Below are 26,661 nucleotides of genomic sequence, written 5' to 3'. Positions count from 1 at the left end.
CCTCCCGACTTCTGTCGCAAACCCACCGATGCGACGACTTTAACCACAAGTCGCGCGGGACTGCAACAAATAAAACGTAGCAGCTACATTTTTTGCTGAAATCGGCCTAGTATTTTACGTGTGTACTACAAGACATCTGTGGCAGTCGCTCGTGCGGAAGCGTAACCGGAAGCCGGAGATCGCGCGCGCAAACCGCATAGGAAGAGTGAAATGCCGCCTTTCTGAGGGTCGGACACGGGTGTGTAGCAGGAAAGATGTAGCATCTAGCCACGCAGTGCTGGAGGAAGGCTGTAGCGACGATGCCCGTTGATGCGGGAGGTCCGAGCCGGGGGAGTGGCGCAGTGATACCTGACCGGACCGCGCCCGCATCGGCGCTGGTGGTCCGCCTCGGCGACGACGAGCACGTGTTGGACCCGGCGGACGGCGTGGCCGTCATCGGCCGGGACCCTTCGGCCACCATCCGACTCCCCGACGACCGGGTATCCCGCTGGCACGTGCGGCTGGAGCCGCACCAGGACGGCTGGCAGGCCATCGACACCAGCACCAACGGCATGTACGTCGACGGCGTGCGCCGCAGTTCCGTGCTGGTCACCGATGCCGTCACCGTTCACCTGGCCAACCCCGAGGGCTTTCCGGTGACGCTGAGGCCAGGCCCGGCGCCGGACCTCTCCGCGGCTGTCACCGGGGTGATCGACCTGCCCGAGGCCGACGAGGACGAGTGGTGGGGAACCGATGCCGATCCAGGGGTTGCGCGGGCGGGGCAGGCGGTCGCCGCGCGCCGCAACGAACTGGAGATCACCCAGCGCGGTCTGGCCAAAGACAAGGTCATCAACGCCGGGACGCTGATCGCCTTCGAGAAAGGCCGCAGTTGGCCGCGGCGCGCGACCCTGGCCAAGTTGGAAAAAGCTCTGCAGTGGAGTCCGGGCACCATCGCCCGTATCCGCAGCGGGTCTGCCGTGCTGCCGATCCCGGCTGCCGTCACCGCCCCCGACAGGATTCCATCGGTCGGCGAGCAGACCACCGAGGCGCTCAGCGACACCGTCCGGGCGCCGCTGATGGCCGAAGCCGTCGAACTGGCCATGCACGCCATCAGCACCGCCACATCCGAGCTGCCTGACCCCGGCGACCCCGCGTTCACCCCCAAGGTCACCAAGATCCTCGCCGACCTGCGCAAACTCGAGAAAGTCGCCGCCAACGCGGCGCGCAACGCCAAAGGCACCCCGTCGGTGGTGCTGGCACTGAGCACCGTGCGCCGGGCCTACAACGACGTGATGGCCCGCGCCGCCCGCTCGCCGAACGCCACGCTGGGTCAGCGGTTGTACGGCGCCCGGCACGGCGCGGAACTCAGTCTGGATGAAGCGGCCGCCGCTGCCGGGCTACCGGCATCGGTCCTGGCCGACGCCGAGGCGGAACGGCCCGTCCCCGAGGACGTCGCCGCGGCGTTGAACACGCTGATCGGCCAGCTTTCGATCAGCTGACCGGTTACTGCTGGGTGCCTCGGTATCCGGTCTCGAAGGCGACGGTCTGCTGTTGAGCGGGAGTCGGGGAGTGCCCGACGTTCGGCATGCCCGACGGCGGCGCGCTGGAACCCCGAGACGACGCATCGGCCGGCGCGGATGACGGTTCGCCGACGAACTCCGCATAGCTGGCGCTTTGCGCGGCGCGTCGCGGTTCCCTCGCGGAGACCTGCGCTGCCGCCTGGGCGTGCGCGGTCCCCTGCTCGTACTGGGTCTCGCTCGGCTCGTCCTGCGCGTACTGGTTGTAATACTGGGCTGCGGCCTGCGCGTACTGCTCGGCGTAAGCCGCATACCAAGCATGTTGCGCGTCCGTTTGCGTGGGCGCGTGCCGCAACGCGGCCACCGCGACGGCGGTCTGCGCGGCGTTGAGCACCACCAGAATCCACAGCGCCCAACCCGGCTCGACCCCGTCGGGGAGGACGATCCCGCGCGACAGGGCGTCCAAGAACCCGACCGCGGCCAGCGCGGCGACGAGCTTGGCGGCCGGAGTCTGCCGCGGGAAAAGGCCGAATGCCGCCAGCAGACCCGCCAGCACCGGGAACCGGACATCCCAGTCGATCCCCGCGACACCGAGCATCGGCCCGAAACTGACCAGGTAGGAGCACAGACCCAGCAGCGCGACCGCCAGCATCAGATGGCGGTGCGAGACCTTTTCGCCGGAGTCCGGCTCGGCAACCCACTGCGAATAGTCGCCGTAGGCGCTCGATTGCTCCGATGGGTAACCCATGATCACTCCTTTGCACCGCCCCGGTCGGGGTGACCGGGATTCACGCTAGCGCACCGCCGGACCGCAAATCGGAACCGTCGTGCGCGGTTTCAGTCCGAAACGGCGAAAGATCCCTTCAGATAACGCATCTCCTCGTCGGTGGCGACCATGGTGACCACCGACGAGCCCGCCCGGGTGCTCACCTTGACTGTGTCGGTGTCGAGGTCGAGCAGTTGCAACGCCACGTCGGCGTTGGCCGTGACCGCGGATTCGGGCGGGGACACCACGATCGCGGTCACCCCGACCCGCACCGGCTGCTCGGCCACGCCGTCGAACATCTCGACCGAGTAGTTGCGGTCGGCTCCGGCCTGCAGCGAACCCCGATTGAAGTCGGTGACCCACAGCAGGTCGTGGTCTTCGACCTCGTCGACCATCGTGCGCCATTTCGCCGGCCGCCGGCTGTGCACCAGCACATGCGCGCCCAACGCCAGCGACCGCAACACCACCTGCTGGGCCAGGTGCAGCGTGCCGGCGATCTCCACTCGGCGGATCTCCGGACCGAACAGCGCCAGCGCCACCGCGCGACCGTGCTCGTCGGCACCGATCACCTGTCCGCATCCGGACGCCGGTACACACAGCGAGGCAAAGTCCACGTCGGGATCGCCGGTCGAGTAGGCCCAGTTGCGGACCGGCCGCGCCGGTGGCGGCACCGGCAGACTCGCCGCCAGTGCCGAATACTGCTTTCCCCGCAGCGGAGTCAGGCCACGCAGCTGGATCCGGGCGCGGCCGTGGGTGTCGAACCGCGCCAGTCCGCGGATCGCGACGGGGCCGCGCGGATGGTCGCGGCGCAGCGACAGGCTCATGGTGGTGGAGTAGCTGGGGATGGTCCACAGCAGCCCGAGTCCCGCCGTCGTCAGCATGCTCGGCTTGATCGCGAAGCTGCGCAGCCGGAACCGGCCTTCCCGGCAGGTGCGCCAGGTCTCTTCGACGGTGACCAGATCCACCCCGTCGGTCAATTGATTGGTGGCCTGCCCGATCTCGGCGGCGGTCAGCACCCGGGTCCGCAAACCGCCCTCCGTCAGGCGGTTGGCCACCCGCCGCGTCGCGGTGGTGGCGGCCCGCAAGATCCCGTCCCGCCCGCCGCCGCGCCGGCGCACCGCGTCCGCGCACCGGGACGGGTCGAACCGGATCACGATCCACACGTAGCGGTGGGCGATCGCGGGCAGCGGTCCCAGCACGGCGTCGTACACGGCGGCCACCTGGCTACGTCCCTGCGAGCGCGAACCCTGGCTGAGCACGTCGATGGAATCCAGGGTGATGTCGAACTGTTGCAGGCTTTCGACCAGCGCCAGCACCGGCACGGTTTCGCCGGACAGCGTGCTGCCCGGCTCCATGATGGTCATGGCTTGCGGATTCTCTTCGATTTTCAGCAACGACATCAAAGTGCTTCCGTCCCAACGGAAGCCGATCAGGGACCCGTCGGGTATAGGCACATCGAAGGGTTCGGCCGGCGTCATCTTTCGGGATCTGACCCTTCGTTGCCGCCAGAATCCGGAGCGTGCCGCGATCAACCGCGGCAGGGTCGTGCCGCGGAATCGCAGTACCAGGATCAGCGCCACTGCGAAGCCGGCCAGGCTGCCCTGCCAGCCGGCGAATCCGAGCATCGGCGCCGTCACCGTCCCGGCGGCGACCAGCAGTTGCAGCACCAACAGGTCGGGCAGCGGCAACAGACGCTGGGCGCCGATGTCGATCGTCGACCGCAGTCCGTTCGGTTCCGATGACGCATCCGTGCTCGGACGCGTCGCTGCAGGGCGCGGCACAGTCGGATCCTATCCAGTGCGCTGCGCGAAAATTCGCGCGCATTTGGCTGGTGACGGCGTTATAGGCTACCGAGGCTCGGTGCTTGCCCGACTCTGATGGGGGTGGTTATGCCCGCGCAAGTGACGACACGCGCGCAGGTCAACGGCTATCGGTTCCTGATTCGCCGACTCGAGCATGCGTTGATTCGTGCCGACTCGCGGATGATCCACGACCCGATGCGGGGACAGATCCGATCGCTGTTGGTCGGGCTGGTGATCGCGGTGCTCATCACCGGTGCCGCCGGTGTGCTCGCCTTCTTCAAGCCGTCACCCAACATCGGGAACGCGCAGATCCTGCTCAGCAACAACGGCGGCTTGTATGTCCGCATCGGTGATCGCCTGCATCCGGTGCTCAATCTGGCCTCGGCGCGGCTGATCACCGGCAAGCCCGATGCCGCCAAGACGGTCAGTGACAAATGGCTCAATCAGCTGCCCCGGGGTCCGATGGTCGGAATCATCGGCGCTCCCAACAACATTCACGGCGGCGCCGATATGCGCATGTCGCTGTGGACGGTGTGCGACGCTGTCACGACCCCGGATGTGTCCAAGAACATCGGGCTGGCCAGCGTGCAGACCACGGTCATCGCCGGTGACCTCACCCTCGACGACGACATCCGCCGGGCATCGCCCGCACAGATGTTGCTGGTCCGTTCGGGTGACGCGGTCTATCTGATCTTCGACGGGGTGCGCGCGGTCATCGATCCCACGGACGCGGTCGTCGTCAACGCGCTGCATCTGCAGAATGCGCAAGTGCGGCCCATCTCGGTCGCGTTGCTCAACACCTTCCCGCTGGTCCCGCCGATCCGGTCGGTGACGATTGCGGGGGCGGGCCGTGTCCTGGCCGGCTTGGCGGCCTATCCGGTGGGTTCGATCGTGAAGACCGTCGACTCGCGCGGCGAGCAGCTCTACGTGGTGCTGCCCGACGGGTTGCAGCCGGTGTCGCCGGCGGCCGCCGACATCATCCGGTACAGCAATCCCAATGACGCTGCGGCACAGGGCAATCGCGAGGTGTCACCGGCGGTCGTCAGCCAGGTTCCGATCGTGCACACGCTGCCGGTGGACCACTACCCGAGCGTGTCGCCGCAGATCGTCGACGACGAGCCCGACCGGGTCGTGTGCATGGCGTGGGAACGCGGGAACTCCGCCGCGCAAGCCACCGTGCGCGTGCTGGTCGGGCACCGGCTTCCGATTCCGGACGGGGCCCAGCCGGTCGCGCTGGCCAGCGGCGACGGCAACGGTCCAGGCGTCGACGGCGTCTACGTCAAACCGGGCACCGGTGAGTACGTCCAGGCCACCGGCGGTGACGCGGACAGCCGGGCGATGGGTCAGCTGTTCTACATCTCTGATGCCGGCGTGCGCTACCACATCAAGGATCTGCCGACCGCGGCGGCGCTCGGTGTCACCGGCGTGCACGATCCCCGCCTCGACGCCGACGTGCCTCAGTTCGCGCCGTGGCCGGTCGTGGCGTTGCTGCCCGCCGGACCGGAGCTGTCCCAAGAGGCGGCGCTGGTGGCGCATGACGGGATGGGCGCCGACCCGCGCGGATCCAAGGTCGAACAGCCGAAGTCCTGAAACAAGCGGAGGGCTGGGCCGTGCGCCGCTCAGAGCCGCAGTTCGCGAAATACCGCGTACAACCGCACGATCCAGCAGCACAGCGGAAACACCATCACGATGGCGAGGAACTCCAGAAGCTCGACCTGGCGACGCATCACCGGGGAGAACTCCAACCTGGGCGCGACGATGCCGCAGGCGACAGCCAACACCATCAGCAGTATCAGCGCCAGCGTCGCGTCGAGCTCCCAATTGTCCAGGCCGACGGCCGTCTTGACGATGGTGAGCAACCCGATGGTCAGCCCGGCCCCGATCAGCGTGGCGGATTGCACCAGATCGTGGTGGCTGCGTCCGCGCAGGCACAGCACGGTTGCCACGGTGGCTGCGAATAACGTGCCCTGCCAATAGAATCCGCCGCTGACGTCGACCGCCAGGTAGCAGCCGACGGTGGCGGTGATCGCCGCGGCGGTCAGGATGCCGGTCAGGTACTGGCTGGCCCGGCGGACCCGCACGATCATGCCCTCCTCGGTCGGGATGACCTGTTTGCCGACGGCGTTGACGCCCTCCACCGTGGTCCCGCCCTGGGTTTCGATGTCGTCGAGCGGTTCCCCGGCCGTCGGCACCCGCGGCACCGGCAGCTTGGCCAGCAGGATCGTCACCCGGGGGGAGAGGTAGACGACGATCACCGACACCGTTGCCAACACCGCACCGATCGCGCGAGGCGGCGGGTTCCACAGCAGGGCAACCGCACTGGCCGTACCGCCGATCACCGCCAGCGCGATCACCGCCGTGTGCAGCGCGCGCCCGCGGCCGGTCACCAGCAACACCAGCAGCGACGCCAGCCCGGTCAGCGCGAACGCCATCGGCAGCGACTTCGTGCCGAAGCCGTCCGGCACCACGTACAGCGCGCCGCCGAACAACAACGGAGTCGCTACCGCCGCAACCCATTCCGACCGTCGTGCCCCGGCCGAGCGGTGCGCGATCACGCACGCCGCGAGCACTGCCAGCGTCCCGATGCCGAGCGCGGTGGCAGGCACGTAGATCTCGGCCGCATGCCGCGGCAGCAGAAAGGCGACGGCGACCGCAGCGGCCAGGCCCACGCCGAAACACGCGATCTGCCGCGCGTCACGGTGCAGCCAGCCCAGGACCGGGGACCGCGACCGGTCATGGTCGTCCTGCACGTCGTCGAAAAGCATCGGCCGGGCCGGGTGGTCGATCTCCCGGATGCTCAGCAGCTCCCCGTCGTAGACGTTGGCGTCGCTCAACGATCTGGCGGGGTCGATCGGGTCGTCACCGAGGCGGGCCAACGTCCACTTTCCCTCGGAGGTGTCGAAGACGACCTGCTCGAGTCCGGCGCCCGCAGCGGGGTGCGTCGCGATTTGCTCGTTGGCGATGTCGATGACGTCGTCGATGAAGGCGGAGATGCTGGTATTGGCCGGCAATCCGAAGTCCAACCGCAGGTTACCGACCACCAGCGTGACCCGGCTGAGCGTGGGTTCGGACTCTGATTCGGCGTCTAATTCCGAGAGCGACGGCGGTAGAGTCATCGCTGTCGGCCTCCTGCGTGTTGTGGCATTTCGCTGGTGACAATACCCAGGGGCGCCTTGAGAATTTGTCACGAGTTTCGGGGAATGACTATTTGAGTACGCAGGGTTTCGTGCGCCGAACGCGGCTGTCGCCGCCGCGCATGCCGGGCGGTGAAGTGAATCTGCAGGCGCCGCCCGAGGTGCCGCGGGTGATCCCCGGCAACCTCCTGATGAAGTTGCTGCCGTTCGTGATGATCGTCGCGGTCGTCGGGATGATCGCGCTGATGGTGACCGTCGGAGGCCGGGATCTGGCCCGCAATCCGATGTTCCTGATCTTCCCGATGATGATGATCATGTCGATGGCCGGCATGTTCATGGGCGGCGGCGGTCGTAGCGGCAAAGCGGCCGCCGAACTCAACGAGGAGCGCAAGGACTACTTCAGCTACCTGGCCAACCTGCGCGACGACGCCGAGGAGACCGGCGAGGGGCAACGCACCGCGCTGGAGTGGAGCCATCCGGACCCGCGGGCGCTGGCCGATGTGGTGGGCAGCCGTCGGATGTGGGAGCGCCGAACCACCGACAACGACTGGTGCCATGTGCGGGTGGGCATCGGCACCCACCGGTTGGCCACCCGGTTGCTGGCGCCCGAGACCGGCCCGCCGGAGGACCTGGAGCCGGTGTCGACGGTGGCGTTGCGGCGGTTCGTCAAAACCCATTCCGTGGTGCACGCCCTGCCCACCGCGGTGTCGCTGCGGGCGTTTCCCGCCATCACCTTCGAGGGCGACCGGAAGTTGGCCCGCCAACTGGTGCGGTCGATGGTGCTGGAGTTGTGTGCGTTCCACGGTCCCGACCAGGTCCAGGTCGCGGTGGTGACCGCCAACCCCGACAGCGAGAACTGGAGCTGGGCCAAATGGTTGCCGCACGCCCAGCATGCCACCGCCCGCGACGGCATGGGACCGCTGCGCATGCTGTTTCCGAGTCTGGAGCTGCTGGAACGTTCGCTGGCCACCGACCTGGGCGAGCGGGGACGGTTCACCCGCAACGCCGAGCCGACCAAGGGTCTCAAACAACTGGTGGTCGTCATCGACGACGGCTACATCACCGGAACCGAGCGGCTGGTCACCGACGCCGGTCTGGACAGCGTGGTGTTGTTGGATCTCAACGCTTCTGCGGCGCCCGCCAACCGACGAGGGTTGGCGCTGGTGGTGGAGAGCGACTCCGACGGTGAGCACGTGGGTGCCCGCACCGCTGTCGGTGTCGAGCGCTTCGCCACACCCGACACCATCACCGTCGCCGAGGCTGAGGCGACCGCGCGCCGCATCGGCCGCTACCGGCTGGCCAGCGCCGCGCACATCGTCAACCTGGAAGCCGACGCGCGGGCCACCGATCCGGGACTGATGTCGCTGCTGAAAATCTCCGACGCCGCCGAGATCGTGCCCGAGCAGGTGTGGCGCCGACGCTCGCCGCGGGAACGGTTACGGGTCCCGATCGGCTACACACCCAACGGTCAGCCGCTCGAACTCGACATCAAAGAGTCCGCCGAATCGGGCATGGGCCCGCACGGATTGTGCATCGGGGCCACCGGCTCGGGGAAGTCGGAATTCCTGCGCACGCTGGTGTTGTCGATGATCACCTCGCACTCACCCGAGGTGCTGAACATGGTGTTGGTCGACTTCAAAGGTGGCGCAACGTTTCTCGGACTGGAGGGGGTGCCGCACATCGCGGCGATCATCACCAACCTCGAGGACGAGCTGGTCCTGGTCGACCGGATGCGCGACGCATTGGCCGGTGAGCTGAACCGCCGGCAGGAGCTGCTGCGCGCGGCCGGCAACTTCCCCAACGTCAACGAATACGAACGCGCCCGGGCCAACGGCGCCGAACTCGACCCACTGCCTGCGCTGTTCATCATCGTCGATGAGTTCTCCGAATTACTTTCGCAGAAACCCGATTTCGCTGAACTGTTCGTGATGATCGGCCGATTGGGCCGGTCGCTGCATGTGCACCTGCTGCTGGCGTCGCAGCGTCTCGAGGAAGGCAAGATCCGCGGGCTGGAGTCCCACCTGTCCTACCGCATCGGCTTGAAGACTTTCTCGGCCGGTGAGTCGCGCAGCGTGCTCGGTGTTCCAGACGCTTACCACCTGCCCAGCGTTCCCGGCTCGGCCTTCCTGAAATGCGATGCCTCCGAGCCGATCCGGTTCAACACCTGCTATGTGTCCGGAGAGTACGTGCGTCCCCGACGGACCGCGCAGAGCGGCAGAGGGCGCCAACTGGGGGCGCTGGCGCCCAAATTGTTCACCGCCACGCCGGTCAAGAAGGACGCCGTGTCGGTCGGTCCGGTGCCCGGACCGGACGCGGAGCCCGGTGCTTCGTCCGCTCCGATCTCCTCCCCGACCAAGACCACATTGCTCGATGTCGTGGTGTCGCGCCTTCGGGGACACGGCCGACCGGCCCACGAGGTGTGGTTGCCCCCGCTCGACGAGAGCCCGGCGGTGAATCTGCTACTGCCGAACGCGAATTGGCCGGCGCCGGAGAATCTCGACGGCAGGCTGTGGCTGCCGATGGGGGTGGTGGACCGGCCCTACGACCAGCGCCGCGACGTGCTGATGGTCGATTTGTCCGGAGCGCAGGGCAACGTGGCCGTGGTCGGTGGTCCCCAGTCGGGCAAGTCGACCACGCTGCGCACGCTGATCATGTCGGCGGCCGCGACCCACACCCCCGAGCAGGTGCAGTTCTTCTGCCTGGACTTCGGCGGCGGGACGTTGACCAGTCTGGTCAATCTGCCGCACGTGGGCGGGGTGGCGGGCCGGATGGACGCCGACGGCATCCGGCGCACCGTGGCCGAGGTCGCCGGGGTGCTGCGGGCCCGCGAAGTCCGGTTCCGGGATCTGGGCATCGAGTCGATGCGTGACTTCCGCGCCCGCAAGGCGCAGCTGGCGACGCTGCCACCCGAGGTCGCCGCGCAGGATCCGTTGAGTCAGGACAAGTTCGGTGACCTGTTCTTGGTGATCGATGGCTGGGCGTCCATCCGCAGCGACTTCGAGATGCTCGAGCCGACTTTGAATTCCCTTGCCATTCAGGGTCTTTCGTATGGCGTGCACCTGGTCATCTCGGCGTCGCGCTGGATGGAGGTGCGCGCTGCGGTCAAGGACATGCTGGGTACCAGGGTCGAGCTGAAGCTGGGCGATTCATTGGACAGCGACGTGGGGCGCAAATTCAACGAGCTGATCCCGGTCGGCCGGCCGGGTCGGGGTATCAGTCACGAGCGGCTGCAGATCCTGATCGCGCTACCTCGGCTGGATTCCAGTTCGGGGGTCGAGGATCTGCCCGAAGGTGTCGCGGCCTCGGTCAACGCGATGCGCGCGCACTACGGCAGGCGACAGGCGCCCCGGGTGCGCATGCTGCCGCACAACGTGGATCGTGACGCGGTGGTGCGGACGGCGGGATCGGCCCGGATGCTGAGTCGGGCACGCGTGGCCGTCGGCATCAACGAATCCGAATTGCGGCCCGTGGTACTGGATTTTGATACCCAGCCGCATCTGGTCGTGTTCGGCGAGGCGGAATGTGGCAAGACCGGTCTGCTGCGCAACATCGCCACCGGGCTGATGGAGAACGCGACGGCCGATCAGTGCAAGATCATCCTGATCGACTACCGCCGCTCGATGTTGGGCGTGGTGGACAACGACTATCTGGGGGGATATGCCACGGCGTCACAGTCGTGCACCGAGTTACTGACCGCGCTCGCCGCCAGTTTGCGAGATCGGTTGCCGCCCAACGACATCACCCAGCAGCAGCTCAAGGAACGATCGTGGTGGTCGGGCCCGGACATCTTCGTGATGATCGACGACTACGACCTCGTGGCGACCGGATCGATGAGCAGCCCGCTGAGCCCGCTGGTCGAATTCCTGCCGCAGGCACGCGATATCGGCCTTCGAGTCGTCGTAGCGCGCCGCATCGGTGGCGCCGGGCGCGCCATGATGGACCAGTTCATCGGCCGGCTCAAAGACCTGTCCTGCAACGCGGTGGTGATGAGCGGCACCAAAGACGAAGGTTCACTGTTCGGCTACAAGCCCACCGAACTGCCGCCGGGACGCGGGATGCTGATCTCGCGGACCGTCGAAAGCGGCATCATCCAACTGGCCAGGATGCCCGAGCTGTGACCGGCGTCAGCGAACTCAGACAGTTCCGCGTGACATCGGCTGCGCCCGAGCACGTCCGGGTGTCGGTATTCGGAGGACGCACGCAACTGGATATCGCACTGCCGCTGGATGTCCCGCTGTCGGGCTTCGTCCCGGAACTGGCGCGCCTGGTCGATTCCCGGGACACCGAGCAGGACGGTACAGGCACCGCCAAGGACGAGCGCCGGAACTTCTGGGTCCTCAGCCGACTCGACGGCGAATCGGTCCTGGCGCCGGACCGCACGCTGCGCGAGGCCGGCGTGACGAACGGCGAACTGCTGCGACTCAGCTCGCAGCGGGCCTTGTCGCCGCCCGTCCGCTACGACGACGTGGTGGACGCGGTCGGACGGCTGAACAAGTCGGCCCACGCCGCCTGGAGCGCGGCATCGGCGCGTTGGATGGCGTTCGCCGGAGTCCACCTCGCCGCCCTTGCCGTCACCTATTGCGTGGTCGGACGATCCGACGCGGCCAACCACTATATGCTCGTGGCCCTAGCCGGGACGGTGGCGTTGACGCTGGTCGGTGGTGCGGCCCTGGCGCACCGCTCCTACGGACTCGACGATGTGGCCGCCGCACTCGGGTGGGTGGCGATCCCGATCACGGCCGGCATCGCGTTTGCGGTGTTGGGGCGGTTCGGCTCGTACGGGTTGGCCGGCGCCTGCGGCGCGGTGCTGTTGCTGTCCGTCGTCTATTACCGGGTGGTCGGAACGGGACGCTGGGCGTATCTGGCCAGTGCCCTGTTGTTCGGGCTGGTCGGTGCCGGCCTGATGGCCCGGGGTCTGCATGCGCGCGCCGAGATCGTCTTTGTGACGGCGACGGTGGCGGCGGTGCTGGCCTGCTTGGTCGTGCAGCGGTTGACGGCGCGGTTGAGCAGATTTCCGACACCGCGGGTTGCCGTCGAAACCAGCCGGGAGGACTGGGATTTCAAGAATCCGTTCGAACCGTCGACACCGGTCGACGGTGGCGATTCGGAAACGACGATGCCGACGGCCGAAGCGGTGTGGACCAAGGCGAAGTCGGCGGCCATCACGCGGGCGGGGTTGCTGACCGGATTGGCCGGCGCCGCCGCCGTGTATGTGACGTTGTTGCTGCACGCTGCGCCGGTGGACTGGCCGGTGGTCGCGTTCGGGTTGGCCGCTGCGTTGGTGCTGGCCTTGCACGGCAGGACCTTCCGCACCTGGTTCGAACGCGCCGCGCTGGCGGTGCCGGCCGTCACGATCCTGGTGGGCATCGGCGAAACCGCGCAGCACGGGCCGCCGCCGATGCCGGTGGCCGCCCTCGGCGTGCTGCTGGCGGTGGCGATCGGTGCCGCGTTGGCCGGGTTGCGGGTGTCCGGTGACGGGTCGCCGTCTCGAACGACGACATTGCTCGCTTATCTGCAGTACCTGGCGGTTGCATCGCTGATCCCGCTGGCGCTGTGGGTGGTGGGCCTCTACCAGCGGCTTGGCTTCTGATGAAGCGCGTCGGCGCGGTGCTGGGCGTATTGCTGGTGCTCTCGGCAATGAATCCCGCGGTTGCCCAGGCGATACAGCCGCCCGTGGTGCAACCGGGGCCGCCGCCTGACGGGCCACTCGGGCCGCCCGAGACGACGGAACTCAAAGCGATCTGCGGTGTGCCGACCGGGGTCTTGCCGCAGTCGGATTTCAGCCTCCAGCCCGGCGCCGAGGCGATGCTCGACTTCACCGCCGCGTGGCGGTTCTCACGTGGTGCGGGACAGACGGTCGCCGTGATCGACACCGGCGTCAACCGGCACCCGCGGTTGCCGCTGCTGCAGGGGGGCGGCGACTACGTCTCGAATTCCGACGGCCTGCAGGATTGCGACGCCCACGGAACGCTGGTGGCCGGGATCATCGCCGCCCAGCCCAGCCCCGCCGACGGCTTCGCGGGGGTGGCACCGGAAGCGACCATCCTGTCGATCCGGCAGAACAGCACCGTGTACGGCCCGAAGGAGGGCGGCTCAGCGCAGACCAACGATCCCAACGCGACGTCGCCCGGATACGGCAACACGCTGACTCTGGCGTACGCCGTCACCCGCGCGGTCAACCTGGGTGCCACCGTGATCAATCTCTCCGAGGTGGCCTGCACCCCGGTCGGCGGCGGTCTCGACGACGCGGCGTTGGGGCGCGCGGTTCGGTATGCCTTCGAGCGCAACGTGGTGGTGGTGGCCGCGGCCGGCAACTTCAGCAATCAGGGATTGTGCAAGACCCAGAACGCGATGCCTGACCCGAACATGCCGCTGCGCAGCGGTTGGGATTTGGTGCGGACCATCGCCAGCCCGGCATGGTTCAGCGACTACGTGTTGACCGTCGGGGCGTTGACGACGTCGGGTGAACCCGCCGATTTCAGCTTGCGCGGGCCGTGGGTGGGCGTCGCGGCGCCGGGCGAAAGGATCGAGTCGCTGGACTCCAACGGGCCCGGACTGATCAACGCGGTCTTGGGTCAGCAGGGTTTGTCGCCGATCAACGGCACGAGTTTCGCCGCGCCGTTCGTCTCCGGGGTGGCGGCCCTGATCCGGTCCCGCTTCCCCGAACTGAGCGCCGCTCAGGTGATCGATCTGATCAAACGCACCGCGCATACACCCGGGGCGGGTCCCAACGAGGCCACCGGCTACGGGGTGATCGACCCGGTCGCGGCGCTGACCTACCGTCTTCCCGCGTCCGACCAAATGCCCAATCCGGAACGGGCGACACCCATCGCCGGTCGGCCACCGCGCGACCCGGGCAGTCACCGCGCCCAGATCATCGTGCTGTCGGTCACCGCAGGCGCGGTGGCGTTGGCCGGGGTGGCGTGCGCGCTGGCAGTGGCCCGCCGACGTCGCGAAGCACGGACGGATCCCGAACCGGTCGACGCGGTGCATTAGGCATGTCATCGGCCGGCATCGCGGTTCGTGCGTCGCGCGGATGTCTGGCAGCGTCCAACTGAGAATTAACCGTTTGACGCTACGTACGATTGACTACGGCGTGTCGCGTATTCACCAAATGGAAAGGGGGGACGACAGTGGCTGACCGAACGCCGAAGCAGAAGCCGGCGGCCGAAGAGCGTGGGTCACTGGCGCAGCCTCCCTGGCTGACCGGTGAAACGACGCAGCAGCGGCGTGTTCCCCCCGGCCGTGGCAAACAGGACGACGACGGCGAGCAGTCCACCAGGTCCCGCACGCGGCGCAAACCCAAGGAACCTGTTCGCGAACAGGAACCGGACCCGGTTTCACGTACCGAACCGCATGCCGCGCCGCCGCCAGACCCCGAAGACGTTGTACCGCCGCGGCCCGCGCGGGTCTCGGTCCGACGGAACCGTTTCGGCGCCGAGGAGGATTCCGGCTTACCCACGCCGCCGGTCGCGGACGACGCCGACGTGGCGGCGCCCCAGTCAGGTGCGTCGGGTCGGCATTCTGTGGAAGCGCGGATAGCCGATCCACCCGACTCCCCGGCCTTCCAAGCGTCCAATCTCCCGGCCGCGTCCGAGCTTTCGAGGCACGCGGCGCCCGGCCCCGCGTCGCCGAGACCCGAGTCTGAGCCGGAAAATCCGGCGGAAGCTGAACCTTCCGTTGATGTTTCGACTCAGACAGTTTTTGCGCGCGAGGCAGCCCCCGAATCGCTGGTTGAACCCGAGCCACCTGGTTCGAGTCCGGAGTCTTCGGCGCCCGACCGGCCGACAGCTGACGAGGCCACAGCGGGCGAACTCGACGAGATCGAATCGAGGGCGGCGGCGCTCCTCGAACAGATGCAGGCCAAGCGGGCACAGGTAGCGCAGACGGCGCGAGACCCCGAGATCGAAGAGGCAGTCGACCCGCAGCCGGACGTCGTTGTCGAAGATTGGCTGTCGACCGACGTCGAGGTAACCGAAGTTGCGGCGCCTCAAGATGATTGGCTCACCGAAGTCCATGAGCCGTCCGCAGTGGACCACGTGCAGGCCGCCGGCCACGGCGCGACCGTCGCGGAGCCCAAGGAGTGGCGATGGAACGACCTGCTGGATGATGTGGCCACGTCGGCGGAGCCGGTCGGTCAGCATCAACTTGCCGAGCCGACCGCTCAGACCGGACCGGAGTCGGACCACGCACAAGAATCGTCGCCGGAGCTTCGTGGCCCGACGGTGCCACCGCGACAGGTGGCGGGTCCGGGCACGCTGCCGGGGACCGAAGACACCCATGGGGCTCCCCAGCAACCGCCGCCCGCCTCCCCGACCCAGCTCGGACCGGCCGGTCCGCGGGTGCGGCGCGGTGGCGCACCGCCGTTCCCCCCGCCGCCACCACCCCCGCCGGGGCCGTTCCCGCCTCCGCCGTGGTGGCCCGGACCGCCGCCCGGGCGGCGCGTACCCCGCACGCAGCAGTCACCGGCCAACCGACCGCCGCGTCCCGGAGCGCCGCCGGCCCCACTGGGCCCGCCTCCGAACTATCAGCCGTTCCAGGTGCCGCCGCCCATCGACGAGGCCGAGGTGGCCAACCTGGACCGGTTCGCGCCGCCGTCGGGCTGGCGCCGTGCGGTGCACAAGGCGACCGCGGGACATCTCAACCCCGGAGCGTCCCGCAAGGAGCGTCGGCACGAGCATCTGCTGGCCGAGATCCGGCAGCCGATCGTCGGTGACTTCCGCATCGCGGTGTTGTCGATCAAGGGCGGAGTGGGTAAGACCACCACCACATTCGGGTTGGGTTCGGCCTTGGCGACGGTGCGACATGACCGGGTGATCGCCGTGGACGCCAATCCCGACCGCGGCACGCTGGGCGAACGAGTCGGTGACGTCTCCACCCGCTCGACCGTGCGCGACCTGCTCGCGGATCCCGACATCAACCGCTACGCCGACGTCCGCAACCACACCTTGATGGCCACCAGCCGGCTGGAAGTACTTGCCAGCGAACAGGATCCGGCTGTCTCGGAGATCTTCGGCGCGGACGACTACCGGCGTACCGTCGACATCCTTCGGCACTTCTACAACATCATCCTGACCGACTGCGGAACCGGCATCATGCATTCGGCGATGTCGGCTGTACTCGATCTGGCGCACACCATCGTGCTGGTCAGCTCACCTGCCATCGACGCCGCGCGCAGCGCCTCGGCGACCTTGGATTGGCTTATGCAGCATGGACATTCGGGCCTGGTTCGGGAAGCGCACGTGGTGCTCAGTGCTTCGCGGCCGGGATCGGCGGCACTCAAGCTGGACAAGGTGTACGAGCATTTCCAAACCCGCTGTCGCTCAATTCATTTGATCCCGTTCGACCCACATCTGGCCGAAGGTGCCGACGTCGATTTCGACCGGCTGCGCCCTGCGACCAGGCAGGCGTACCTGGAACTGGCCGGGTCGGTGTCGGAGAACTTCGGACGGTTGAGGGGCGCGCGGGAGCAGGTGTAGCGGTCGCCTCGCTCAGTCGAAGATGTCGGTGCCGCTGTCGTGGGCCGGTGGTGGGTCGACGGCGGGGTGGCGTTGGCGGAATTGTGCGGAGAGTTGGCTGCTGACTTGTGCGGTGGGTGTGCTGGCGGGTGCGGTGAGGATGTGGTTGTCGTCGGCGACGTAGTAGTGGGTGTCGAGAGGGTGGGTTGTGGCCATTTGCCAGCCGTCGCGGAGTCGGGTGGGGCGCAGGTCTGTGGTGGGGTAGGTCGGGTCGTGGGTGTTCAGGTAATCCCGCAGGGTGGCTAGTGCTTGTCCGGGGGGTAGGTAGGGGCTGTCGGCGGGGGAGGGGAAGTAGTAGATCTGGTCGGCGGTGGGGACGGCGTAGCCGGCGCCGGTGAGGTCGCGTACGGGTTTGAGGTAGCCGTCGATGAGGTGGTAGGGGACGATCGCCATGGTGAGGCGCGCGGCTTCGAGGATGTCGATGGTGGCCCAGATGTCACCGGGACCGAGTATCTCCACGTTTGGGAAGTGTCCTAGTTCGTCGCGTGTCGGAGCGGGCGGTTCGGGCGTCGTGGGACTTTTCCGGCGACCGCCGTCGAGGCTGAGTCGTAGCGTTGGTCCGTCGATCCGCCGGATCGAGTACGGGTTGCCTTTGTACCAGCAGGTGGTGATTACCTTGTAGAACGCATGCACTTCCGATTCCGGTATCGCCTTAAAGGCAGTGGACTGTACGAAGGAGCGGCTCGAATCCTTGGGCTCGAATCCGGGTGGGATCGATTGTCCCGGGGAGACGATCAATTTGACCCGCGAGGCATTGATATCGCAGCGGAATATTCGCCCCTGGTAGTTGCAGTAGAGATCGCGCGGCAGCAACTGTGTGCCGTCCAGACGTAGCGGGTGCTGTGGTGTGGGGGCAGCAGGGCTGCCGAATACTTCGTCGGCGACGGCGCTGACTTGCGCGGCCGTGACCTGGCGAGGTGCGAAGTCCTGTTCCCGCAGATAGTCGAGGAACTGTGTTCCCGGGCTGAGGTGGTAGTGGCGTACGTAGTAGGTGACGGCGTCGTCCCAGCGCCATATCCCGTCGGTGCGTTGGGTCAGGGGCACTTGTGCTGCGGTGTTGTCGGACCACGGATCGGGCATCCGGGCGGTGGTGCGGGCCACCACTGCTCCGGCGTCGAGATAGTCGGCGACGCGCAGCGCGTCCTGTGCGGACAGTCGGGGTAGCGACTCGTCGGGGGCGACGCCGGAGGGGCTGCCCGGTTCGGGCCGCCATACCGACAGTGCGCGGGTTCCTTCACGAGGGAGTAGTCCCGCTGCCTTCCTGCCGGCCGTAGTGAGGTTCAGCCACGTCTGATATTCCCAGGCGTCCGGGTCCGCCCATTGGCCGACGATCCGGTCGGCCAGCTGCTGCATCACCGAGTCCAGCCCGCCCGGCCATACCAGGAACCCAGAGTCGTCTGGTCCCGGGATATCACCGAGTTCTACCAGACCGTCTTCAAGTAACGAGCGGATAGTGGTCAGCATCAGTTGCTGCCGCTCGGCCGGTGCGGCCGGGAGCCAGCGGCGGTCGAGTTGGCCACGCACGTCCGCCATCGATACCCAGTCAGACTGACCGAGTGCCAGGATGTCGCCGCGTAGCAGGGCTTGTGGCGTCGCCGCCGGTTCGGTCATTGCTTCGTGCTCCCGTCGTGCTCGCCTGCCATCATTTCAGTGCTCGCAGACTTCGCGCCGGTTTCCCTGACGATCCTCAGGGACCTGCTGCGACGCAAGTCAACCACCACGACCCTCGGTCTCCTGCCACTGTGTTTGCCGCCCCGCAGTTCCGGTTGCGGTCGACGGCGCACAATCGGCGGGCTCGGCGTCGCCCCGTGCCGTTTTCGGCCCAGGAACGTTCGGCTCGGCGCCCAACTCGCGATTGATATGCACCTTCCAATGTTCGGTGCCGGTGGGGCCGTGCAGATCAATGTCGAGCGCCGGCTTGCCCGTCGAGCCCGCCGCGCGGCGTTCGCCGACTTTGCTGCCGTCGGGGAGGTCAGTCCACGCGCCCTTGGCTGGGTCTCCATAGCGGTTGCGGCCCTCGGTACCGCCCTGAGCCATCCACTTCACGAGTTGCTCCAGGCCATCGAGGGAGCGCACCAGGCGGATACCCTCTCGCGATCCCTCGGGCAGTTGGTCGAGTACGCCCCGGATGTCGGCGGCGCTCGGTCCGGACATCGCTGGAGCTGCTAGGACGGGAGGGGTTTCCGGGGACTCCTCGGGCTGATGATCTATCACGGCCTGTGCCGCGCCGTCATTGTGTTCCGACGTGCCCGTTGTCTCGTCGAAGGGCAACTTCTCAGCTGACGCCGACGCCTGCGTCGGCTCCTCGTGTCTTTCGGTTGGTGGTCGCAGATCCTGAACCACGTGACGCTGGGCACTGTCGGTGTGGGTTTCTCCAAATCCGGGGTTGGTTTGACGCAGAGCAGGGTCGGTGCGCTTCAGTGGGGCCCCAAGAGAAGGAACTCCGCGGTGATGCGGTGTGCCCCGAAGTCGTGCATCGCCGGGTCGACACCCAGACCGATCCCGAAGAACCGGCCGTTCGGATCGCCGCCGAGGCGGCGAACTGATACTTCGAGTAGGCATCGAAGGCCCGCGACGCAAAGTCGAGCGGACGCAGCCGGAACGCCGACCCGGGTGTGCGTCCGCCCAGGGCGGTGACCGGATCCCGCGATGAGGACGCGACGAACACGTTGTCGCCGACGTTGAAGTCGCTGGCATGGCGCTGCGGCCCGGCGCCGGGAGACCCCAGCAGGGTGACCGTCTGTACCACGTCGCCCAGCCGGCCGTGCTGGCCGGCGTAGCTCGTAGTGGTCGACCCATAGGAATGCCCGAACAGGTGATTGGTCGAGAAGTGTTCGCCAGCAACCGAACTGGCGTCGCGGGCGGCGTTGAACGCGGTGAGGTCGCCGTGCAGGATGTTGCCGCCGTCGCGGGCCAACCCGTGGGAGGCGACCCGCCAGGATCCCAGCCCGCTGGGTGCGTCGTAGCCGATCCAGGCGATGGACGCCGCTGTGAGGTCGGGACTCTCCATCCGGACCGACTGCAGATGGTGGATCGCGTTGGTCAGGTTGCCGCCGAGGCTGTCGATCGTGGTCGTCAAGCCCGGGATATGCCAGGACACCGAGTCCGCGTGATACGGATCGTGGCCGACGCTGACCACCATCCGGTCGTCGCCGTGGAAGACGTGCGGGTCGAACGCGAGGATGTGCACCTCGCCGCCGAGTTCCGCGGCTCTGGTTCTCGCCTCGTCGAGTGCACGGTGAATCTCGTTGTAGCGCTTGAGTTCTTTCTTCTCGGGTCGGCTCAGGTGCTCGCCGGCGTCCTTGCGGGACTGCAAATCGTCATGCTGTCGCGAGAGTGCCTGCTCGTTTGCTTCGGTACGCGCCCAGGCCGCAATGCCCTCGGCATTACCGATCTCGCGCGGATAGGTGTCGATCAGCGCGCGTTGTTCCTCACCGCTGAGCCCGCGCCACCATGTCGCGTTGTCCTTCGCGCGCTGTTCGCCGAACGTCTTGTCGGCCAGATGATGGCGGATCTCGCTGGTATGCACCGGCGGAATCCGTTTCCACAACGCCTCGTTCGCGATTCGCTCGCTGCGCTGGGGGTCGGGGTGCGAGGGAACATAACGGCCGCGGTCACCAGGATCGTGCGGGCCGCCACCGCCGCCGTCGTCGTCGCCGGAATGGGGGCCGTGTCCCGGCCCCGGTCGATGGGGCGCAGGTGGCTCGCCGCCGTCTGAACCTGCGGTGCCGGCCGCGGGCCGTGCGGCTGCTTCTCGTCCCGAATCGGGATGTGCACCAACATGTTCGGTAGTTCGCGGCGTCTGCGGTGCATCGATGCGCGCCTGGGCGGCCATCGAATGAGGCTGGCCGGCAGCGACGTCCGGCAACACTGGACCGACGACGATCGGCGGCAGTGTCCCGCCGTAGGGTGCCTCGGCATCGCGATGTTCAGCGGCGTGCTGTGATGTCGCTTCGTGCTCCGGGGCGGCGTGCTCGCGAGCCGACTCGGTACTGGGCCGCACCGATCCCTCGTCGTGCCTGGCCCCCGCGGACCGCAGATTCTCGGGATGCTCGATATCGGGCCGGTCATGTTGGGGGGGTTGGCTCCGCCGCGCGGTGCTCGGTGCGTCGTGCGGGGTGCTCGGTTTCGGCCGGGGAGTGGACGGAGCGGGCCAGCGGATCGCTGGGTGTGCTCGGCCGTGCGTTGTCCGGACCCGGCTGTTCCTCGCGTGGCCGGGGGTGGGTTGCCTCGGCGGGCGAGTGCCCATCGGTGCTCCGGGGAGCGACGGGTCGCGTCTGGGTCGGCGACGCGCCACGCGCGGTTTCGGCCGCTTCGCGCGCCGAGGGGCCATGGCTGACAACCGAATCCGCGCTGCGCGCGATCGGTGCGCCGGCCGGGTGCGTCGCCGAGACCGCCGCGCGCGGCTCGGAGACCGAGGAGCGAGCAGCCGGTGGCGGCGAGGCGCCCTCGGAGGTGGCGCCGTGGCTGGGCGCCGAGCTTGTCGACGCCGCTGCGGTAGGCGTCGGCCCCGCCGATCCGGCGGCAGGCGCTGGCGTCGTCGACATCGGGCTCGACCCTGGTTCGGTGCCCACCGCTGTTGTGCTCGCCTGCGGCGTCGCTGTGGCGTCCACGGGCGGATGCGTCGTGGTGTTGGTGGCCGGGCCAGGGGCCGCCGCGTCGGGGTGGGTGCCGCCCGACGGTGTCGCATCGCCGACGGGTGTGCTGGTCGGGTGTTGGGTTTCGACGGTGCCGGCATGCTGCCCGGGTACGGCTGGGTGCCCTTTTTCGGATCCGGAGAATCCTTGGGGTGCAGCAGAACTCGCGGGGGCAGCGGACGCTTGGTGTGTCGCAGGGCTGGGGTCGGATGCGGGTTGTGTCGGGGCATCGGGCGTACGGGGCGCGTTGGTGGCAAAACTGCTGGTGGGGCGCCCGCCAGCGCGGTTATTTTGGCGTGAGTAGAAAGAGTTTCAGGGCACGATTTGGGGTTTCGCCCAGTGCAACCCCGGCAGCAGGGTGGTCACCTAGCCTGGGTGGGTGGCTGCAGACGGTGGGGGAGTCCCGGTTGCTGATCGGGGTTTGATCGAGGATGCGGTCCGGTTGTTGCTCGCGCAGGCGCCGTCGGGGTGGCAACGGTTGCGGGGCGAGTTCGAACCGGCGTCCCAGCCTGCCGTTGCCCAGGTGTCGGTGATGACCGAGGACGGTCAGCAGCCCCTGAGTGTGTCTGCCGGCGTCCTCAGCATTCTGGCCGAGCATCGGCGTCGGGCGTCGGCGGCGGGAACGCCATGGCGGCGACTGGTCGTGGATTGTCATGCCGATGGTCGGCTGTCCGTTCGCACCGAGCCCGATGTAGTCGCACCATGTGTGCAGCCGGGGTCGGGTGCGCCGGCAGCGGCGGGTGATTGCCGCAGGCTGCGTCGTGCGTTGATGGTCGTCGCGTTGGTCTGTTCGGCTGCCGCTGGTGTGGTTTTTGTGCTGGGGTGGACATGGTCGCCGCCGCCACGGGCCGACGTGATTTCGGTGCTCCCCCCGCCGGCGCGGGAGCGCCCAGCCTATGACGTGGTGTGGCGTTGGCTCGACGCCGAGAATCGCGGCGACGCGGCCGGAATGCGGGCCGTGGTGTGTACGAACCCGACGCCCAGGGTGTTGGAATTGATCGAGGCGGTCGAGCAGGGCCAGCACAACGACATCGTCTTCCCGGACGTCTTCACCGAATTCGACGATCAGAAGGCCGAGATTTGGGTGACGATCGCGGTGCGCGTCCGGCCGCTCAACGACCGCATGAGGTCCCGTGTGGAGGCGGCCCAGAAGAGTGGCGGCTTCTTCCTGGAGCGGTTCACCCTTGCCGATGAGAACGGTCAGTTGAAGGTGTGTGACGACAGTGACTGAGGGTTCGGTCGGGAGTCGTTCGTTGATCGAGGACGCGGTAGGACTGCTGCTGGCGGAGGCGCCCACCGGGTGGATTCGGCTGGTGGCCGAGGTCGAGCCGTCGTCAACACCGCCCGCGGCGGAGGCTTTTGTGACGACTGCGGCCGGGCAGTATCCGTTGCAGGTGCCGCCGGCCGCGGTGTCGTTGGTGGCGGAATACCAGCGACGAGCGATCGATTCGGGCGCGGTGTGGCGCCGAGCGATCATAGACGTCGACAACACCGGGCGTTTGCAGTTGCGCACGGAACCGCTCATGGCGACCGATGCCGGCGCCGCGCCCGCGTCGACAACCGCGGCGACAGGTGCCCCTGCCGTCCTGGCCCAAGCCCCACAGTCAAAACTGCAACGTCGGGCTCGGATCGTCCTGGGCTTGTGGGCGCTGGCTGCCGCCGTGTCGGTCGCCGTCCTGGTGGTTGCCATCATCGGCCGTGACCGGGGTACCGGGCCGACGTTGCGGGCGATGGCGGCCAGTGAGTCGATGTCCGACGAGCAGGCACACGCTGTTGCCAACAACACGGTGCGAGTGTGGGTGCGGGAGCGCAATGCCGGGCATGCAGCCAATTTGCGGGTCCTGTCGTGTCCACCGGATATGAGGCGGGGCACGTTGGCGACGGAGTTCGGAATTCTCGACCGGGGAGAGCGCGGCGTGTACGTGGATCTCAACGCCACGGGGACGTTCAGTCGTTTCGGTCCGGTGTGGACGTTGAGCACGCACTTCCGTCATGCCAGCGCGGTCTTTGCACTCAGGATCCTCGATGGGGAGTTGCGTGTCTGTGACATCAATGCTGCGCCGATCCCATGACGATTCGATGACCAGCGAGGAGCCTTCGTGACAGGTCCGCAGATTCCTCCGGGTGGTTTCCGGTGGGAGGAGCCCGAACCGGGTGGACCACCAGCCGCGGCTGCACAGACGCAGCCGCTGCAATCGATCAGCGAGGCAGCACCAAGGAGGCGTCGGCGGTGGTGGATCGTGGCATCACTGGCTGCGGTAGCTGCCCTGGCCGCCGGCCTGATTCTGGTGTGGGCCAGGCCGTGGTCGGGGGAGCACGGCCGTGCGCTGAGCACCGACGCCCAGGGGCAGCCACAAACTTGGACGGCAGGTACTCCCAAGGACCTGTTGGTTCCATACTCGTTGAACCGTCAGCCGGTGCCAGGCTGGCGGGCGAGCACGGCTGATATCGGACTGGCGCAGGGCATCCACGTCGGTGACCTGTTCGCCAGCATCGGCGCGAAGGCGTACTTCGTCACATCCCATTGCGACGATGGGTCATGCTCGCACCCCAGGGGCTGGGTGTACGGGCTGGACACCAGCACCGGTAAACGGCTGTTCGCGCCCGTGCTGATGGACGGTTTCTACGGCGGTGCCACCGCCTGCTACACCAACGGTCCTTCGGCGGCGTTGTGTCTGACCGAGAGATATCTGCCGAACCTGCCCCAGCTGGTCTGGGTGATCGACCTTGACCGCGGCGTGGTGACTCACAGCGGGCCGACAGAGCTCCATCCACAGGCCGTTTACGGCACGGGGCCAAAGGTTCGTGCGGTGGGTAACAATCAGGGTGAGACCCGGTTGATTGCCACCGTCGACGGTAAGGGCGCGTACGGTATCGGGTCCCACGCGGAACTGACGTGGTTTGTTCCCGGCAACGGCAACGTGCCGGTCCTTGGATATCTCACGGCCAGCGACATTCCACCGGTGACGCTCGCGCTGCAGGCCCGCAATCTTGACGATCGGTCCGGTCCCAGGGATCGAGTGTTCTCGGTGATCGATGGCAAGGATGTCACCTCGCGTGTGCCGGCGGGCGTGGCGATTGATCATGCTGCGGTGTACAACGGCGGCTTCGCCTATCACTACCAGGAGGGTGCCTCACAGGGTGTCATGTTCTTCGACACCGAGGGCCGGGAGCTTGCCCGCCAGGAGTTGGGGTTCGCGGCTCCATTGCAGAATGCGGCCCTGCCGACCTTCGTGATCAACCCGCTGTCGAAGCCGGAATGGGTGGTGTACACCGGCGACGGGAGGCTGCTCGCCCGGATGCCGGGTGATCCGCTGGCTGCCGAATTCCAGACGATCGGCTCCAAGCTCTACATCAAGCGAGGCCCTAGCGGGCCCGAGGAGAGTTGGCAGCAGTGGGATCTGCTGACGGGCAATCCTGGGCCTACTTGCAAGATGCACCTTGGGTCCGCCTATGTGGCCTCGGATGGGAATGTCATTGTCAGCCGGAATTCAGATCGAGTCGTAGCCGTGGACGCCTCAACGTGTCAGGTGCTATGGGAAACGCCTTCGGAGCCTGACGATGAACGGGTGGTCATCTGGAAAGTCGCCGGCGGTCTGCTGGAACGGACCCGACGCAGCGACAGCGTGACCTCACTGGGTCCGGCGGCATGATTTGGTGGTCACCGTCGACCTGACGAAGTCCCGGGTCGGTCCGTCCCGATCTCCGAAACCCGACCACACCACGGGACTTACCCAGCCGTAGGACTGTGAGCTGTGGTCTTGGGTGCTTGTTGGCGCGGATTTGCGCACTAGCATAGCTAGCCGGCGTTGCACCTGTGCGACATCGTCAGCGGGTGCTGGGTGCCAGCGGCTGGGGTCGTTCAGCGACGGGTTGGGGGTGCGCACACTGCAGCCTCGGTGTGCGCACGCCGTCGGGCGTGAAGCCGTTCCACCGACCGTCGGGCGGAATGCGCGGCGTCAGCTCGTCCTTGGGGCCGCGTTCGACGCCGGTCACTACTGGTTCGCGGCTATCCCGGGAAAGTCCAGATGGGATGGTCGGGGGTATCAGCGGCTGCCATCCGCGCCGTTGCTGGTGTGTCGGCCAGTACGGGGTCAGCATCGCGAGGGATTGTCACTCACCGCCCCGGCTCGGCGGACCAGCGGTTCATCGTTATCACTGTTCGTTGCGGGTGGCGCGCCATCCAATCAGCGTAGGTTCCACCCCACACACCGCCCGATCTCATACAGCGCTTCCGGGGAGAGCTGCGGGTGGTGGGTGTGGAATCGCCGAAGGATGTCGTTGACGCCCTGTTCCAGTGTCAAGTCGCCCCATTCGATGGGTGTCCTGACAGCCTCGCGAACCAGTTCGGAAACGGCCTGGAAGAGAACCTTCGCCCGGGCCTCACCGAACTGTTCGGCGAGTTTGTCGGCATTGATGCGGGGAATTTTGGAACCATTGATCGCGACGATCACGGCCATGTTGAGGGTGTCGGTATCCACTGATGCGACGACGGGTTTGGTCCCATCCTCGTTTATCCACTGGGCACACCAGCGATCCAAGACTGCTCTCGCCGATTCGGCGTCGATTTCAACGTGATCGGTGTCGGTGCTGCCGCGCAGATAGTAGCGGCGCAGGTAATCGGTCGGGTGCCAAGCCATGTCGCGCTGGAACGTCTCGTCGACCGGAGGCTCGGTGTGAATCCGGCGGACAATCCCGATCGGCTGGTCGGGAGTACCGCCGTCATCGAGGACCGCGTAATAGGTAATCCGCGGCTCGGTCATGGCCAATCTCCTTTATGGGCATCGTATCCCGGCTTCGACAGTCGCCGACGGCCAGTAGGCTTACCGATAGCCGATGCAGCGGGCAGTATCCGATCGTGCGCTTGGAGTTCCTCAACTTCCTGTCTCGCTGGGACGAACCCATCGACTCGGTGGCCGTGCCGGAAGACTACTACGGCGAATACGCAGGCCAGCTACCGCAGCTCATGCTCGACATGTGGCGAGAGATCGGCTTCGCCGGCTACCGGCGACGGCCTGCTGTGGGTGTGTGACCCCAGCCTGGCAACCCGTCGTCGACACCTGGCTGGACGGACTCGATCTGCCAGAGTTGTAGGTCGGCAACCAGATCCCCTCTTCCGCACCGCCTACGGCAAGATCTATTGCTGCACACCGGGACTCGGCCTCGCGACCACGATCACACCCCTGGCATCCATGATCACACTGGCACGACCGGACCCGGTGCCCGGCCAAAATGGATCGATATGCCGCCCACCACAACCGCCGCCGCCCCGCCGCATCCACCGTCACCAAATACCGCATCACACAAC

At 67.3% G+C, this 26,661-nt stretch carries 17 protein-coding genes and 1 pseudogene; 11 read left to right on the top strand and 7 right to left on the bottom strand.

Annotated features, from left to right (window positions below):
• Window positions 1–341 precede the first annotated feature (341 nt).
• Window positions 342–1,478 (top strand): FHA domain-containing protein, encoded by a 1,137-nt coding sequence (locus AC5Y4D_RS16235; protein ID WP_499940911.1) that lies wholly within the window; start codon window positions 342–344, stop codon window positions 1,476–1,478.
• Between the two features lie 4 nt (window positions 1,479–1,482).
• Here AC5Y4D_RS16235 and AC5Y4D_RS16230 read toward each other — a convergent pair whose 3' ends face one another.
• Together AC5Y4D_RS16230 and eccE are read right to left on the bottom strand one after the other, a co-directional pair.
• Entirely contained in the window at window positions 1,483–2,244 is a 762-nt protein-coding gene (locus AC5Y4D_RS16230) for a DUF5336 domain-containing protein (RefSeq protein WP_499940910.1), read from the bottom strand.
• Window positions 2,245–2,333: 89 nt separating this feature from the next.
• On the bottom strand, window positions 2,334–4,043 hold the full coding sequence (gene eccE / locus AC5Y4D_RS16225; RefSeq protein WP_499940908.1) for a type VII secretion protein EccE: 1,710 nt from the start codon (window positions 4,041–4,043) through the stop codon (window positions 2,334–2,336).
• Window positions 4,044–4,163: 120 nt separating this feature from the next.
• Between eccE and eccB the strand changes: the two genes are divergently transcribed.
• Window positions 4,164–5,654: a type VII secretion protein EccB gene (gene eccB / locus AC5Y4D_RS16220; protein ID WP_499940907.1), complete on the top strand. Its 1,491-nt coding sequence runs from the start codon at window positions 4,164–4,166 to the stop codon at window positions 5,652–5,654.
• A gap of 29 nt (window positions 5,655–5,683) precedes the next feature.
• On the opposite strand, the gene eccD (AC5Y4D_RS16215) is transcribed toward eccB, so the two are convergent.
• Window positions 5,684–7,180 carry a type VII secretion integral membrane protein EccD gene (eccD, locus tag AC5Y4D_RS16215; protein WP_499940905.1) on the bottom strand — a complete coding sequence of 499 codons (1,497 nt, stop codon included), beginning with the start codon at window positions 7,178–7,180 and terminating at the stop codon, window positions 5,684–5,686.
• A gap of 92 nt (window positions 7,181–7,272) precedes the next feature.
• Between eccD (AC5Y4D_RS16215) and eccCa the strand changes: the two genes are divergently transcribed.
• The 4 genes and pseudogenes from eccCa to AC5Y4D_RS16195 all read left to right on the top strand — a co-directional run.
• Entirely contained in the window at window positions 7,273–11,316 is a 4,044-nt protein-coding gene (gene eccCa / locus AC5Y4D_RS16210; RefSeq protein ID WP_500037599.1) for a type VII secretion protein EccCa, read from the top strand.
• Window positions 11,317–11,345: 29 nt separating this feature from the next.
• The gene (gene eccD, locus AC5Y4D_RS16205; protein ID WP_500037598.1) at window positions 11,346–12,788 is read left to right on the top strand and encodes a type VII secretion integral membrane protein EccD; all 1,443 of its coding nucleotides are present in this window, start codon (window positions 11,346–11,348) and stop codon (window positions 12,786–12,788) included.
• Window positions 12,788–14,194: a type VII secretion-associated serine protease mycosin gene (gene mycP / locus AC5Y4D_RS16200; protein WP_500037597.1), complete on the top strand. Its 1,407-nt coding sequence runs from the start codon at window positions 12,788–12,790 to the stop codon at window positions 14,192–14,194. Before eccD (AC5Y4D_RS16205) ends, mycP begins: the two co-directional genes overlap by 1 nt.
• Before the next feature lie 1,073 nt (window positions 14,195–15,267).
• Window positions 15,268–16,677, top strand: a pseudogene (locus AC5Y4D_RS16195) (MinD/ParA family ATP-binding protein); the annotation flags it as partial.
• Between the two features lie 12 nt (window positions 16,678–16,689).
• Here AC5Y4D_RS16195 and AC5Y4D_RS16190 read toward each other — a convergent pair.
• From AC5Y4D_RS16190 to AC5Y4D_RS16180, 3 genes are all read right to left on the bottom strand, one after another.
• The gene (locus AC5Y4D_RS16190) at window positions 16,690–18,327 is read right to left on the bottom strand and encodes a hypothetical protein (RefSeq protein ID WP_500037596.1); all 1,638 of its coding nucleotides are present in this window, start codon (window positions 18,325–18,327) and stop codon (window positions 16,690–16,692) included.
• Window positions 18,328–18,426: 99 nt separating this feature from the next.
• On the bottom strand, window positions 18,427–18,870 hold the full coding sequence (locus AC5Y4D_RS16185) for a hypothetical protein (RefSeq protein ID WP_500037595.1): 444 nt from the start codon (window positions 18,868–18,870) through the stop codon (window positions 18,427–18,429).
• Window positions 18,871–18,991: 121 nt separating this feature from the next.
• Window positions 18,992–20,719 (bottom strand): alpha/beta hydrolase, encoded by a 1,728-nt coding sequence (locus tag AC5Y4D_RS16180; protein ID WP_500037594.1) that lies wholly within the window; start codon window positions 20,717–20,719, stop codon window positions 18,992–18,994.
• Between the two features lie 101 nt (window positions 20,720–20,820).
• On the opposite strand from AC5Y4D_RS16180, the gene AC5Y4D_RS16175 reads away from it, so the two are divergent.
• The 4 genes from AC5Y4D_RS16175 to AC5Y4D_RS16160 all read left to right on the top strand — a co-directional run bounded on the left by AC5Y4D_RS16175 (window position 20,821) and on the right by AC5Y4D_RS16160 (window position 25,006).
• The gene (locus AC5Y4D_RS16175; RefSeq protein WP_500037593.1) at window positions 20,821–21,657 is read left to right on the top strand and encodes a hypothetical protein; all 837 of its coding nucleotides are present in this window, start codon (window positions 20,821–20,823) and stop codon (window positions 21,655–21,657) included.
• A gap of 75 nt (window positions 21,658–21,732) precedes the next feature.
• Window positions 21,733–22,584 carry a hypothetical protein gene (locus AC5Y4D_RS16170; RefSeq protein WP_500037592.1) on the top strand — a complete coding sequence of 284 codons (852 nt, stop codon included), beginning with the start codon at window positions 21,733–21,735 and terminating at the stop codon, window positions 22,582–22,584.
• Window positions 22,577–23,425: a hypothetical protein gene (locus tag AC5Y4D_RS16165; RefSeq protein ID WP_500037591.1), complete on the top strand. Its 849-nt coding sequence runs from the start codon at window positions 22,577–22,579 to the stop codon at window positions 23,423–23,425. Before AC5Y4D_RS16170 ends, AC5Y4D_RS16165 begins: the two co-directional genes overlap by 8 nt.
• Before the next feature lie 27 nt (window positions 23,426–23,452).
• Entirely contained in the window at window positions 23,453–25,006 is a 1,554-nt protein-coding gene (locus AC5Y4D_RS16160; protein WP_500037590.1) for a 9-bladed beta-propeller domain-containing protein, read from the top strand.
• 534 nt (window positions 25,007–25,540) lie between these two features.
• Here AC5Y4D_RS16160 and AC5Y4D_RS16155 read toward each other — a convergent pair.
• Window positions 25,541–26,116: a hypothetical protein gene (locus tag AC5Y4D_RS16155; protein ID WP_500037589.1), complete on the bottom strand. Its 576-nt coding sequence runs from the start codon at window positions 26,114–26,116 to the stop codon at window positions 25,541–25,543.
• 95 nt (window positions 26,117–26,211) lie between these two features.
• Between AC5Y4D_RS16155 and AC5Y4D_RS16150 the strand changes: the two genes are divergently transcribed.
• A complete protein-coding gene (locus tag AC5Y4D_RS16150) occupies window positions 26,212–26,385 on the top strand; it encodes a GAD-like domain-containing protein (RefSeq protein WP_500037588.1) in 174 nt (57 codons plus the stop codon).
• Window positions 26,386–26,661: the final 276 nt, after the last annotated feature.

This window comes from Mycobacterium sp. NGS67, from assembly GCF_059812185.1.
Note: the sequence above shows the minus strand (reverse complement) of the source record. Positions and strands in the feature narration are given on the sequence as shown.

What these genes read in the sequence shown, in the direction of transcription:
- AC5Y4D_RS16230 (WP_499940910.1), bottom strand. Translation starts at nt 2,244, where the DNA reads ATGGGTTACCCATCGGAGCAATCGAGCGCCTACGGCGACTATTCGCAG.
- eccD (WP_499940905.1), bottom strand. Translation starts at nt 7,180, where the DNA reads ATGACTCTACCGCCGTCGCTCTCGGAATTAGACGCCGAATCAGAGTCC.
- mycP (WP_500037597.1), top strand. Translation starts at nt 12,788, where the DNA reads ATGAAGCGCGTCGGCGCGGTGCTGGGCGTATTGCTGGTGCTCTCGGCA.
- AC5Y4D_RS16190 (WP_500037596.1), bottom strand. Translation starts at nt 18,327, where the DNA reads ATGACCGAACCGGCGGCGACGCCACAAGCCCTGCTACGCGGCGACATC.
- AC5Y4D_RS16185 (WP_500037595.1), bottom strand. Translation starts at nt 18,870, where the DNA reads ATGTCCGGACCGAGCGCCGCCGACATCCGGGGCGTACTCGACCAACTG.
- AC5Y4D_RS16155 (WP_500037589.1), bottom strand. Translation starts at nt 26,116, where the DNA reads ATGACCGAGCCGCGGATTACCTATTACGCGGTCCTCGATGACGGCGGT.